The 12,703-nt window shown below is 62.6% G+C and carries 11 protein-coding genes and 1 tRNA gene; 6 read left to right on the top strand and 6 right to left on the bottom strand.

The genetic code is table 11. From position 1 onward, the window contains the following. Positions 1-77 (bottom strand) — tRNA-Met (locus ACH2EI_RS05595). 162 nt (positions 78-239) lie between these two features. Here ACH2EI_RS05595 and ACH2EI_RS05590 point away from each other — a divergent pair. Together ACH2EI_RS05590 and ACH2EI_RS05585 are read left to right on the top strand one after the other, a co-directional pair. After that, entirely contained in the window at positions 240-1,169 is a 930-nt protein-coding gene (locus ACH2EI_RS05590; protein WP_395155003.1) for a DMT family transporter, read from the top strand. Beyond that, the gene (locus tag ACH2EI_RS05585; RefSeq protein WP_395155002.1) at positions 1,166-1,798 is read left to right on the top strand and encodes a hypothetical protein; all 633 of its coding nucleotides are present in this window, start codon (positions 1,166-1,168) and stop codon (positions 1,796-1,798) included. Before ACH2EI_RS05590 ends, ACH2EI_RS05585 begins: the two co-directional genes overlap by 4 nt. A gap of 34 nt (positions 1,799-1,832) precedes the next feature. Here the strand turns inward: ACH2EI_RS05585 and ACH2EI_RS05580 are convergent, their stop codons facing one another. After that, entirely contained in the window at positions 1,833-3,203 is a 1,371-nt protein-coding gene (locus ACH2EI_RS05580) for a TrpB-like pyridoxal phosphate-dependent enzyme (protein WP_395159391.1), read from the bottom strand. 36 nt (positions 3,204-3,239) lie between these two features. On the opposite strand from ACH2EI_RS05580, the gene ACH2EI_RS05575 reads away from it, so the two are divergent. Further along, the gene (locus ACH2EI_RS05575) at positions 3,240-4,262 is read left to right on the top strand and encodes a hypothetical protein (RefSeq protein WP_395159389.1); all 1,023 of its coding nucleotides are present in this window, start codon (positions 3,240-3,242) and stop codon (positions 4,260-4,262) included. A 102-nt stretch (positions 4,263-4,364) separates the two neighbouring features. Here the strand turns inward: ACH2EI_RS05575 and ACH2EI_RS05570 are convergent, their stop codons facing one another. The 3 genes from ACH2EI_RS05570 to ACH2EI_RS05560 are packed head-to-tail and all read right to left on the bottom strand — an operon-like array spanning position 4,365 to position 10,610. After that, positions 4,365-7,277: a UPF0182 family protein gene (locus tag ACH2EI_RS05570; protein ID WP_395154999.1), complete on the bottom strand. Its 2,913-nt coding sequence runs from the start codon at positions 7,275-7,277 to the stop codon at positions 4,365-4,367. Between the two features lie 11 nt (positions 7,278-7,288). Continuing rightward, positions 7,289-9,310, bottom strand: a complete 2,022-nt coding sequence (locus ACH2EI_RS05565; RefSeq protein ID WP_395154998.1) for a DivIVA domain-containing protein — start codon at positions 9,308-9,310, stop codon at positions 7,289-7,291. A gap of 40 nt (positions 9,311-9,350) precedes the next feature. Further along, positions 9,351-10,610, bottom strand: coding sequence for a S16 family serine protease (locus ACH2EI_RS05560; protein ID WP_395154997.1), 1,260 nt, complete (start codon positions 10,608-10,610; stop codon positions 9,351-9,353). Between ACH2EI_RS05560 and ACH2EI_RS05555 the strand changes: the two genes are divergently transcribed. Together ACH2EI_RS05555 and ACH2EI_RS05550 are read left to right on the top strand one after the other, a co-directional pair. Beyond that, positions 10,600-10,923, top strand: coding sequence for a hypothetical protein (locus tag ACH2EI_RS05555; protein ID WP_395159387.1), 324 nt, complete (start codon positions 10,600-10,602; stop codon positions 10,921-10,923). The two genes, ACH2EI_RS05560 and ACH2EI_RS05555, sit on opposite strands and share 11 nt — an antisense overlap. Continuing rightward, the gene (locus ACH2EI_RS05550; RefSeq protein WP_395154995.1) at positions 10,920-11,519 is read left to right on the top strand and encodes a HEAT repeat domain-containing protein; all 600 of its coding nucleotides are present in this window, start codon (positions 10,920-10,922) and stop codon (positions 11,517-11,519) included. The genes ACH2EI_RS05555 and ACH2EI_RS05550 overlap by 4 nt, the downstream gene beginning before the upstream one ends. Positions 11,520-11,697: 178 nt before the next feature. On the opposite strand, the gene ACH2EI_RS05545 is transcribed toward ACH2EI_RS05550, so the two are convergent. Next, positions 11,698-12,168: a GNAT family N-acetyltransferase gene (locus tag ACH2EI_RS05545; RefSeq protein ID WP_395154994.1), complete on the bottom strand. Its 471-nt coding sequence runs from the start codon at positions 12,166-12,168 to the stop codon at positions 11,698-11,700. A gap of 26 nt (positions 12,169-12,194) precedes the next feature. Here ACH2EI_RS05545 and ACH2EI_RS05540 point away from each other — a divergent pair. Continuing rightward, the coding region (locus tag ACH2EI_RS05540) for a PAC2 family protein (protein WP_395159385.1) at positions 12,195-12,703 on the top strand (509 nt) is incomplete at its 3' end.

Here is a 12,703-nt window from a genome sequence, read left to right as displayed (position 1 = left end):
TGGTGGCGGGGGTAGGATTTGAACCTACGACCTTCGGGTTATGAGCCCGACGAGCTACCGAACTGCTCCACCCCGCGGCGAACAGTGATGCCATGATAGAGCCGTCGCGATGCGAACACAACCGGCTTCTTCAGAACGATGCCGCGGACGGCCTGGGGCGGGCAGGGCGAGCCCCTGCGGGGTGCTGTGAGCACCGCCCAACAAGCCCTCAGCGCCAACTGAACAGATACGTTGCGCCCGTGACCGCAGTAATAGAAACCAGCGCCGGCGCAGCCGCTGCAAGCGAGGCCCCACGTGGGTTGCTCGGCGCAGGCATTGCCGTCACCGCGTGGTCGACCGGAACAATCCTCGCGAAGTACCTCGACATGGACGCGTTGGCGATCGGTACCTACCGGTTCTTCGTCTTCTTTATCGGCCTCACCTTCTACATGCGTGCCCGCGGCGTGCCGTTCAGGGTGCAGATCATTCGCAAGTCGATGTGGGGTGGCATCGCACTCGGTGCCGACATCGTGTTCTTCTTCTCAGCTGTCAAAGCAACGAGCGTCGTCAACGCCACGACCATTGGCTCCCTGCAACCGATCTTGGTGGGCGTGATCGCGGCCCGCTTCTTCGGCGAGAAAATCCGACCACGCGACGCCCTCTGGTCACTCGTCGCCCTCGCTGGAGCGTTCGTGGTCGTCACCAGCGCAACAACGGACGACGTCACCAGCTTGCGGGGCGACCTGCTCGCCGTTGGCGCCATGTTCTCGTGGAGCGCGTATTTCATCGCATCGAAGAAGTCCCGTTCGACGATGACATCGACCGAGTTCACCGCAGGCACCTCGATCTGGACGGCAGCGATTTGCCTCGTGATCGGGCTCCCCCTCGGACAGGACCTATCGTGGCCGAACGCCTCCAATTGGGGCTGGCTGATCCTGATGATCATCGGCTCCGGCATCGTCGGCCATTCTCTGATGAACTGGTCGCTCCAGCGGATTCCTCTCTGGGTCGGGTCGACGTTCACGCTCTTCATCCCCGTCGCCTCCGCCACACTCGCGTGGATCATCCTCGGTGAGGCCGTCACAGCGTTGCAAGGCATCGCGATGGCCTGCGTGATCGGTGCGTTGGCAATGATCGTGCGCGGCCAAACCAAGCCTGCGGTCAAAGCTGCATCCGAAGCCGCTGCATGATCGCCCTCGCCGGCACCGAAGTCCTCGGTTACGCGGCGTCGGCGATAGTCGTCACGTCGCTCACGATGAGTTCGGTTGTCCGCCTGCGGCTGCTTTCGTTCTGCGGCTCGATCACGTTTTTCACCTACGGCTTCCTGATCGAGTCGACGCCGATCATGGTGACAAACATCGCCATCGCCGCGATCAACATCTGGTTCCTGACCAAAGAGTTCCGCTCCGGAGCCATCGATCTCGGCGTGTCCGACATCCCGGCCGATTCACCGTTCCTCCTCGACTTCATCCGCTTTCACACGAGCGACATCGGCACCTTCCAGCCCGACTTCGCCATGCCCGTCGGCGATGACGTCTTGGCCCTCGTCCTCACTCGCGACGGATTGCCCGCCGGCGTGCTCATCGGCCATCAAAACGGCGACACGCTCACCGTCGACCTCGACTATGTGCTCGCCGCCTACCGGGACTCGCGGCTCGGCGACTGGCTCTACGGACGCGGGTCGAACGTGTTCCGCCAGCATGGCATCACGCAGCTTCGAGCCGAGGCGACCACCGACATCCACGATCGGTATTTGCACCGCATGGGTTTCAAACCCACGTCAGCCGGCGACCCCGGCGACTTCGTTCTCGTCCTCTGAAACGATTCGCCCGATGCGCCCGGCTCGCGGACGACTATCCGACAACCGGGACGGTCTTCATAGCTTCGGCGATGGCTTCGTCAGGTAGTTCGTAATCGACCATGTCGCCCGACAGGTATTTTTCGTAGCTGGCCAGGTCGAGATGGCCGTGCCCACACAGAGCCGTGAGGATGACCTTCTCTTCACCGCTCTCCTTGCATGCCAGCGCCTCGCGCACCGCAGCAGCGATGGCATGCGTCGGCTCGGGGGCCGGGATAATGCCCTCAGCTTTGGCGAAATCGAGGGCGGCGGCGAAGCACTCACGCTGCGGAATCGAGATCGCCTCGACGAGCCCTTCGTTGTACACATGCGAAACGAGCGGCGCCATGCCGTGGTAGCGCAGGCCACCCGCATGGATCGGCTCCGGCACGAAGCTATGGCCGAGCGTGTGCATCTTCATCAACGGTGTCATGCCAGCGCTGTCTCCGAAGTCGTAGCGGTACTCGCCCTTGGTCAGCGTCGGGCACGCCGCCGGCTCCACGCAGCGGATGATCGGGTTCATCCTGCCTGCGAGCTTTTCGCGCAGGAACGGGAACGCCAGGCCACCGAAGTTCGAACCGCCACCAGTGCAGCCAACGAGCACGTCGGGCACCTCTTCGACCTTGGCGAGTTGCAGCAGGGCCTCTTCACCAATGATTGTTTGGTGCATCAACACGTGGTTGAGCACGGAGCCGAGCGCGTAGCGGGCGTTGGGATCTTCCAGACACATCGCCACCGCTTCGGAAATGGCGATTCCGAGCGAGCCCGTGTGGTCGGGGTTCTCGGCAAGCAGCGACCGGCCAAATGCGGTCAGATTTGACGGAGACGAGTGCAGGGTGGCGCCCCAGATCTCCATCATTGTCTTGCGGTGCGGCTTCTGCTTGTACGACGCAGCAACCTGCCAGATCTCGCACTCCATCCCGTACTGGGCAGTGGCGAAGGCGAGCGCCGAACCCCACTGGCCTGCGCCGGTTTCGGTCGTGAGCTTCGTGATGCCCTCTTGATGGTTGTAATACGCCTGCGGCACCGCCGTGTTGGGCTTGTGCGAACCGGCCGGGCTGACACCCTCGTACTTGTAATAGATGCGTGCCGGAGTGTCGAGCATCGCTTCGAGGCGCTTCGCACGGAACAGCGGACTGGGACGCCACAGCCTGTAGACATCGAGAACACCGCCAGGAATGTCGATGTAACGCTCGGTCGACACCTCTTGCTCGATGAGCGCCATCGGGAACAGCGGCGCGAAATCTTCAGGGCCGGCCGGCTGATGCGTACCCGGATGGAGCGCCGGAGGCGGCGGCGTCGGCAGGTCAGCAACGATGTTGTACCACTGGGTCGGCATTTGCGATTCTTCGAGAAGGATCTTGTTCGGAGTGTCTTTGCCAGCCATGACCCAACAGTAGTCAGCTAGATTTTGGTTTGGCCCATGGGACTCTTCCGAAAAAAAAACGACGAACCGAATCAGATCGACATTCTTCGTGCCGAACTCGTTGACCTCAAACAGCGACTCGATGCGTCCGATCAGCAGAAGGCCGAGCTGCTCTCGATGGTCGACACCGTCGATCAGACGAACTCGTTGCTGTACCAGCGGGTCGATTCCCTCGATGTGGTCAGCGCACATCTCGACCGGCGAGTCGGCGAAGTCGACGCCCGAGTTGGCGACGCCACACAGCGCATCGGCGCCGTCGATGATCGGGTCAGCCAGGTCGGCCAGCAGGTCGGCGAAGTCGGCCATCGTTTCGGTGCGGTCACCGAACTCTCCGATCAGGTTCGTGCACTCGCCGACCGGCTCGAGGTCGAGTCGAAGAAGGTTCCGCCGCTCCCACGACCGGACCTCCGCATCAACGCACTCCTCGCCCGCATCGACCAACTGGCCGGTTCGGTCACCGACCACAACGGACGCATCGACCAACTCGCCGGTTCGATCACTGATCACAACGGACGCATCAATGCCGCTCAAGCAGCCTTGAGCGACGCCGACGTTGCACGCGTCGAAAGCGAACAGGCTCGCGCCACCGAACTCGCCGAGCTCGCCGATCAACTCCGCGCCGCAGCCGCAACCACAGCCATTCCGAACGACGCCAACACCACGAGCGCTGCCGACGTCCAGGCCGTACAGGATCAGGTCAGCGAAATGGCCGAGAAAATGTCGGCGCTCGACAACCGAATGAACAAGGTGTCGCTCGAATTGGCCAACCAGCTGACCGAGTTGAGTAACGACCTCGATGTGCTTCTCGATCAGGCCGATACCGACAAAGAGCCGTCAGCCGACGACGCTGTCGCCGCGAACGAACTCGTCACAGAAGCAATCGGGTCAGTCCAGCGCAGCACCGAGAAGCTCGCTGCCGAGCAGGCCCGCTACGAGATCCAGTTCCGCGCCGACCTCGCCGAACTGGCCGAGCTGTTCCGCCGCCCACTGATCTCCAACCGACGCTTACCCGAACAATAAGGTCCGAGACTCACCGCTCGGCGCAAGCGGCGTGAGGCGATGAGAGTTCCGCCGACCCAGCCTGTCCGAGACCCACCGCTCGGATGACTTGGCCGAGAGGGGTCAGCCGGCTTCGAGGATGGCGAGTGCATCGGCGAGGCGAGCACGGGCTTCTTCGACCTTTGCCTGGTACCCACCGAGGTCACCGATGGCGAGTGCGTCATCGGCTTCGTCGAAGAGCGAGTCGGCAAGCGTCAACAGCTCTGCAGCGTCGACGGGCAGCCCAGATACATCGATGCCGCCGTCCTCGACTGGGACGACCGGAACAACATCGCTGGGTTCGGTCGGAACGCCGAGGACGTCACCGACATCACCTTCGAAGCCGGGGAACAGCCGTCGGACCCCTTCGGTGATCGTGCTTGCCAGCACCGAGTTGTTGCCGTTCGAGACAATGACGAAGCGGAACTCACTGACAGAGCGAACTGTGCCGGTCTCCTGCGGAACTGCGACGTAGTACGGCCTCACCCAGATCAGACCGTCGCCGACGGGAACTAATTGGAGGTCACCGAAGCGCACCTTGGTGCCGCCAGCATCCTGGTTGTCGAGTGTGATGCGGTCAGAGATTTCCGACTGTGACTCGGCGTTGCCTGCCACACGGAGCGGCCCGTCAGGAAGCTGACCGTTGCGTTCCTGCACGACGTACGTAGTCAGCTGGCCATATGTATCAGGGTCGCTCGACGCCGTCATGTACGCCTGCAACTGGGTACGGGTGTCCCCCGTCGAGAACGGCACGAATGGGCGAAGGATGACGAATTCTTCCTTGCGCTCCTCCCCGGGCTTACTGGTGTCAAAGACCGTGTAATACGGAGTGAAGCGTTCGGCGTTCGACTCGGTGGCGAATGTGTTGGCGGCCGCAGAAGGAGCTTCCGTGGCGGCATCGGTGGTCGTCCGCGTGTTGTTCGCCGGCGTTGCGCTGGGGGCCTGAGCCACCGACCACGCGTTGCCGTCGCGCTGGAAGAACAGCGCCGGGTCGAGCCGGTACTTCGAGTACACATCGGTCTGGATGCGGAACAGATCTTCCGGATAGCGAAGGTGTTCCCGAATCACCTGAGGCATTTCGTCGCCAGGAGTGAACAGGTCAGGGAACGCGCTCTGCCACGCCTTGAGGATCGGGTCCACGTCGTCGACGATGTAGAAGGTGACGTCGCCTGTGTACGCATCGACAACAACCTTGACGCTGTTGCGGACGTAGTTGTCGCTGTTGGACAGCCCGGACTGCGGTGAGCGCTGCACGGCGCCAATGGACTGGGCATACGGGAAGCGTGACGAGGTCGTGTAGCCGTCGACCACCCACACTGCTTTACCGTCGACGGCGACCGGGTAGGGGTCAGCGTCATATGACAAGAAGGGCGCCAGCTTGTTGAGGCGGTCGATGACGTTGCGCACCCAGAGCATCTGGGAGTCGGCCTGGATTGCACCCGAGCCAACGACGTTGTAGTCGAGGAAGGCGAGGGCAAAGGCCGCACGGCGAGTGAACGAGTTCATTGCCACGCCCAGCTTGCCTTCGTACTTGTGAGGCTCATCACATTCGCGTTCACTCGATGCGGTGTTGGCAATGCCGTAGCCGCTCAGCGTCGGGCTGAAGTACAGCTCAGGGCGATCGAGTTCGAGCGTCCGGTAGTCGGGCCGCTGGTTCGATTGGACTTTGCTGGTCGGCGCCGCCACAAGGCCACACCCGCGAGTGTTGATCAGATGGATGCCCTGCCAGCTGCGGTTGGTGACACCACCGAGATCAAGCTCGCGGGCTGCGACGAGGACCTCTTCAACTTTGCCGTCGAGCTCGTAGCGGTCGACGTCGAGGTCTTCGATGCTCAGTCCAGCGACTTGGCCCTCGTCGACGAGGAAGCGGGTTTCCATTTCGGCCGGGCTGAGCAGGCGCACGTTGGTCAGCGGATCGATGTCAGCCTCGACTTCGGCAGCAGTGAGCGCGCCGAACTGCACTTCACGGATGTCGACGTTGGTCAGGCCGAGTGCTTCGCGGGTCGCATCGACATTGCGTCCGATGAACGGCGCTTCACGGGTTTCCTGGTTCGGATCCACAACGAGCGACTGGACAATGGCCGGATAGATCACACCGCCAACGATGGAGACGACCAGCCAGAGCGCCGAGGCGAGCAGCGGCAGACGCCACGAGTTGGTCTTGATCACCGACAGGTACAGGCCAGCGGTCAGGACGGCGATCAGGATCAGCAGCATGATCGCAGGAATCTGCGCATTAACAACCGAGTAGGTGGCACCGTCGACGATGCCCCGAGTGCTGTTGGTCAGCTCGTAACGATCCAGCCAGTAGTCGCCAGCCTTCAGCACGGCCAGGATGGCAAGAAGTACCGCCACGTGTGCCTTTGTTGCGTTGCGGATCACCGGGGCCGGTGAGACGAACACGACGCCACCGTTCAAGATGTGGGCTGCTGCGGTGAAGAGCAGGACAAGGACGACGGCGACGAACATCCAGTCGAGCAGGAACGTTAAGAAGGGCAGCTGGAAGACGTAGAAACCGACGTCGGCGCCGAACTGCGGGTCTGGCGTGCCAAACGACTTGGAGTTTCGGAAGAGCAGCCAGAGCTGCCACTGCGCCACAGCTGGCAGCGCGATCAAGACGGCGAGGATGAGGGCCGAAATATAGCGAACGAGGCGGAGTCGCTTGCCGAATACTTCGTGGAATCGTTCGACGTACGGATGCACATTGGCCGGGAACGACGTGGGCGCAAGTCGGTCTGCGATGAAGAGGTTGACGCAGGCCAGCACCGCAAAAAACAGAAAGAACATCGCGAACAGCGCGAATTTCGCACCGATCACACCCCAGAAGACATCCCCGCGATCGAGGGCGTCGTGCCAGAGATAGTCAACGTAGAAGCGAGCGATCGCACGCCCGAAGATCAAGACGAACATGAACAGTCCGCCGAGTGCAATCAGGATGCCACGGCCGGTAAACCGGCGTCGTGGGCGATCGACCGGAAGGTCTTGTGAGCGCCGCATTGGCGCAAAGATTATCGGTCAGCAGCCACCAACAGGCAGCGGCACCCTTGGTGGGCGGGAGCAAACAGGTCACCGGTCGGGAATTCGTCGCCTGCAGTGATGGCCCCAGCAAGCACATTGTCTTCGCAATCGGGGCACGCAGGGAAGCGCGGATCGGCTCCCCACATGATGGGCGTGTCGGGTGCAAAACCAGCGAGCACGCCACGGCCGTGGGCCCGACGCAAGACGTCATCGAGGCTCTCATCGATGTGTTGGGTCTTCCATTCGCGGTACACGGAACGGACCTTCTTGGTGACGACCGCATTGTCGCCGGCGCCTTCTGCGATGCAACGGGCGAGGCGATCACGCAACGGCCCGACCAGCCACTGCTCGACAGCGCCATTCGCAGCGCCAACCGATTCGGTCACGAGACCCTTACGCAGCTTGGTTGTGCCGTTTCTCGATGTGGCGCCACCGAGCTGGACGGCGCTCTCGAGATCGTCAGCGATGGCGGCGGTGTAGCGGGCGAGGTGTTCGCGCGCTGCCGGAATCATCTCGTCGAGTTCGTGCACCGACTCGCCGCGACGGAGCGCATCGAGGACGTCGTTCTGCTCGTCGGCGAGCGCCCGCTTCAACTTCTTCGCGCTCGACACAATTAAGGGCGTGACGACCTCGTCACGTTCGGCAAAACCAACGGCTGCTGCCTCGATTGCCGACTCGACATCAACTTCGTCGGTATCAACTTCAGCGACTTCAGCGACTTCAACAACTTCGATAATTTCGATAATTTCAGCGACTTCGACAACTTCAACAACTTCAACGTTTTTTTCGTCAGCTGCAGACTCGGTCTTTGTCGGCACGTCGGCCCGGATGCGAGCAAACAGATCGACAACGACATCGCGGTCATCGCGGTCGTCATCGCGGTCGTCGTCGTTCGGCTGAGCGACCTCAGCAACCTCAGCGACCTCAGCGACCTCAGCGATGTCAGCGACCTCAGCGATGTCAGCGACCTCAGCGATGTCAGCGATGTCAGCGATGTCAGCGATGTCAGCGATGTCGGTCTCGTCGGCCACTCCGTCGACGTCGACGATTGGTTCGCCGATGGCCTCTTCGACTGCGCTGTCGTTGTCCGTTGCTGACGCGGTGTCGTCTGCTGACGCGGTGTCGTCGGCTACCTCAACTTGAGCGTCTTCGGCGGGCTCCACGATGTCCTCAACGACACGGAGTACGCCAGCGCCGCTCGGGGCAGCCGGCGCACCTTCCTGGTCCGCTTCGAGCTCAGCGACAGGTGCCTCGGCAACCTCGACGTCGGCAAGAGCAACGACGGGCAGAGCAGCTGTCGCTGCGGGGCGGCGCGAGTTCGCGATCATGACGGGAAGCGGCCCGGTGGTCGGCGTGAGGTTCACGTATTCGTCAGGCTCACCGAGCGGCTGCATCTCGGCAACGACGTCGACGGCCACAAGGCGAGCCCGCTCAAAGGCCTGCATCAGACGGTCGCGGCCGTGGATGAGTTGTTCGATCTGTTCACGTGCCAGTTCTCGGCGACGTGCCAGTTCGCTCAGCACCCGCTCTCGGTAGGCACGGGCCTCATTGACCATCTCGCGGCCCTGCTGCTTGGCCATCGAAAGTTCGGCCTCAGCATCGGCTGCGGCGTCGCCACGTCGGCGCGACCCCTCGATCTCGGCTTCCTCGCGCACACGATTGGCTTCGTCGCTGGCCTCGCTCAGCATCTGTGCTGCTGACTGCTCGGCTTTCAGGCGGATCTCGCTGGCGCTCTCGCGGGCGGTGATGAGCACGCGCATGGCTTCTTCACCAAGCAACCGAGTCATCGCCTCGTCGTCAACCGGAGCAGCAGCGCCCGAATCAAACTGGGCCGCGCGAAGTTCATGTTCGAGAAAACGCTCGCGTTCGCGCATGCGGCCGAGCTCGGCTGCGACCATTCTCAGAAAGTCCTTGACCTCAGCCTGATCGAACCCACGGCGTGACGTGCCGAACGACGCATCGGCGATGGACGACGGCGATTGGGGGTCGGGACGCGAAATGGACATGGCCATACAACGAAACTACGCGTCTCAACAGCTGAGATGGTGGCAATCAACTCAGAGTGACGTCGACGGGAACCAGCGGGTCCCCACCCAAGTCCTCCAGTGCTTGGAGCGCCTCTTCGAGCGTCGCCACCGGAATGATCTCAACATCGCCATGGCCTGCGTCGGTGAGCTTCTTGCGGAGCTCGCCTTCGCCTTCGGCTAATTCACGCTGCGAGGCCGGCACAAGGAACACGTCGACATGATGTTGGTGGACCGCGTTGACCTTCTGCGACAAGCCACCAATCGGCCCCACAGAGCCGTCGAGTGAGATGGTGCCAGTCACGGCGATGTTTCGCCCACCGGTCAACTCACCGTCGGTCAGCTCGTCGATCAAGGCAAGCGTGAACGCCAGGCCAGCAGATGGGCCACCGATCCGGCCGGTGTCGATATCAACCTGGAACGGCAGCGTGACGACTCGGGTGTCGAATGGACGGAATCCGATGATCGTGCGGGTGGGGTCGTCCGGGGCCGCAGCGAGTTCGACCGTCACGTCGAGGATGCCCACGTCGGGGCGACGAATCTTGAGGTCGATCGTGTCGCCCGGCAACTTGCCCTCGAGCACGGCGGAGAGGTCTTCGACCGAGTTCAGCTCCATGCCCTCAGCTTCGAGAATCGTGTCGGACGGATCAATGGCAAGGTCCGACGGGAAGAACTCGGCGCACAGTCCGTCGTCACCGATCTCACGGCAGAGGACTTCTTCGACGACGACTTCGCCGAGGCTGATCTCGGGCTCGTAGCCAGCGGCGGTGAGGGCCACGAACTGCGCCTCCTGAGACGCTGTCCGCATCTGTTGCAACGCTGCTTCGCGGCGCTGCGACGGTGTCCGAACACCGAACTTGTCTTCAGCGGTGAGCAGGTCGATCGCAGGGTCACCTCGACCAGCGAACCACGACAGCAGCGACTGCTTGGGGGCGCTGACCGTGACGAAGAAGAAGTCTCCGTTGGTCTCGAATCGTTTGACTTCGTCGGGAAGGTCACCGAAGACGACGCGCTCGTTCACCGACTCGGCCGAGGCCGGGGTCTGCGCAAACGGCGCCGGCTGCAACTCCATCAAGCGACGGTTCTCTTTCTCCGCCACAAGAGTTGCCGGAGCCAATGATGCAGTGACGATTCCCGCCATCGCAATCAGACCCAAGCCGCCGAGCAGCCACCCGAGCCGTCCGAGCCATTTGGCCCGCGGTAACTCAACGTTCGGGCCGTTGGGCGCCAGCGTGCCCGGTGGGACCATCGGAGTGTTGAGTACAATGTTGTTTGTTGTGTCGGTCACAGATCTCACCACTCAGGCCGGTTGGATGGTCGGGCTCGCAATAGTTGCCCTGCTGGGGACCGGCTGGAGGAAGACTGCCAGAGCCACGGCCCGAACACCACGCAAGGCGCCAGTTGTTCGCAGAAATTGGGTGCCGATCGGCGTCGCGCAGACCACCGTGGGGCTCTACAGGCGCCCAAACGTGGTCCGCCGCGTCTGGGCTCTGGTCGCGAGCTCGGCCATCGCTGTCGTCATGGGCGCCGTTCTGGCCGTCGTCATTGCGTTCGCATTGGCGTTTACCATCATCACCCTGACCGATCTGTTGAAGCAATGACCGGACCGACCCGCCGAGACGTCGCTGTCGCAGGCCATCAGGGTGACGTCGTCACCGCCACGGCCGGGCTCGCCAGCGACGACGGCAACATTCGCGCCACAGCGTTGGGGGCCCTCGAGCGGCTCGGTCAACTGGCCGACGAGCAATTAGTCGAAGCATTTAGCGACGACGACCCTCGCGTTCGCCGACGCGCCGCCGAGCTGGCCGCGACGCATCGGTCGGTCGACCTCGTCCCGCTGCTTGCCGATCCCGACGTGAACGTGGTTGAGATGGCGGCGTGGACCACGGGGGAACACGAATCGAATCGACCTGCAGTGCTCGAACGCCTGTTGGAACTGGCCCAAAACGCCGAGGAACCGCTCGTCCGTGAGGCATCTGTCGCCGCGCTCGGAGCAATCGGTGATCCGGCCGCTGTCGACGTGATCATCGCTGCGTGCAGCGACAAACCCGCCGTTCGCCGCCGCGCCGTCCTGGCCCTCGCCCCCTTTGACGGCCCAGCAGTAGAAGCCGCCATCGAGCAGGCATTAGAAGACCGCGACTGGCAAGTGCGGCAAGCCGCCGAAGACTTACGAAGAGCCCAAGCCCGACCCAACTAAAGAGCTGCGAGGTCGAACCAACTGGCCTCCGGGCCCCGTTCGCAAGCGCGATTCAATTCCAGAATGAATCCACTGAGTCGGGATCAGATCGTTCGAGTGCAAGGCGCGTGACGACGACGTTGAGCTTGCTCAATGAGGAGTTCACGCAACGCCGCAATCGGGCGATCTGGACCGATCTCTAGAATTTGAAGCGGTAGAGGTTTGTGGTGCGGGCTTCAAAGCCAATGCGCTGGTACAGGCGGTTGGCGGCTTCGCGTGACGGCCGGCTGGTGAGGCTGACGTCTTTTGCGCCGCGTGCTTTGGCTTCGGCCAGTGCTGCTTCGTTCAGCTTGCGGCCAACTCCATGACCGCGTGCAGCATCGTCGACGACGACATCTTCAATCCACGACTTCAGGCCGGTCGGGATGCGGTAGAAGGCAAGCGTCAGGCTGCCGACGATCGATCCGTCGACGCGGGCAATGAACAACACCGTGTCGTCGCCGTGCACGACCAGCCCCAGTTGATCGGCGTCCGGCGCGGGCGACGACGACGAGAGCTGCGGGATCAGATGGGCGAATGCTGCCACCAACTCGTCGTCGACAACCGTGACCGCCTCGATCGTTACCGCGGTATCGGCGTCGGCTGCTGAGGAGTCGTTGAAGTCGCTCACGGTGAAGGGACGGTAGCGTGGAAACCGTGGGGTCCGAGCACGTTCGCTGGCAGAAGCAACCGTCATTGACGCGACCTGTACTGATCGCTGGGTTCACCGGCTGGAATGACGCCGGTGATGCAGCGTCGACCGCCTTACGAACGATGATCGAAGCGTGGGGCGCCGATGCAATCGCCGAGATCGACCCTGAGCCGTTCACCGACTTCGCCACGGTGCGCCCGCAGATCAAACTCGACAGCGACAACCAGCGCACCATCGTGTGGCCGACCGTCGGCGTGTGGTCAGTCTCGTTGCCTGGCACCGACGTGATCTTGGTGCTCGGCCCCGAACCAGCCCTGCGGTGGCGCACCTTCTCCGAGCAGATCCTCGGCATCTGCGAGACCTTCGGCGTCACCATGGCGATCTCGTTGGGCGCGTTGCTCGCCGACGTCCCGCACTCGCGCCCGGTGCCCCTCATCGGAACCGCCACCGACGAGGGACTCATCGAACGATTTGAGCTTCAACGATCCGAGTACGAAGGGCCGACCGGAATCGT

This window comes from Ilumatobacter sp., assembly GCF_041688325.1.
Taxonomy (GTDB): domain Bacteria; phylum Actinomycetota; class Acidimicrobiia; order Acidimicrobiales; family Ilumatobacteraceae; genus Ilumatobacter_A.
Note: the sequence above shows the minus strand (reverse complement) of the source record. Positions and strands in the feature narration are given on the sequence as shown.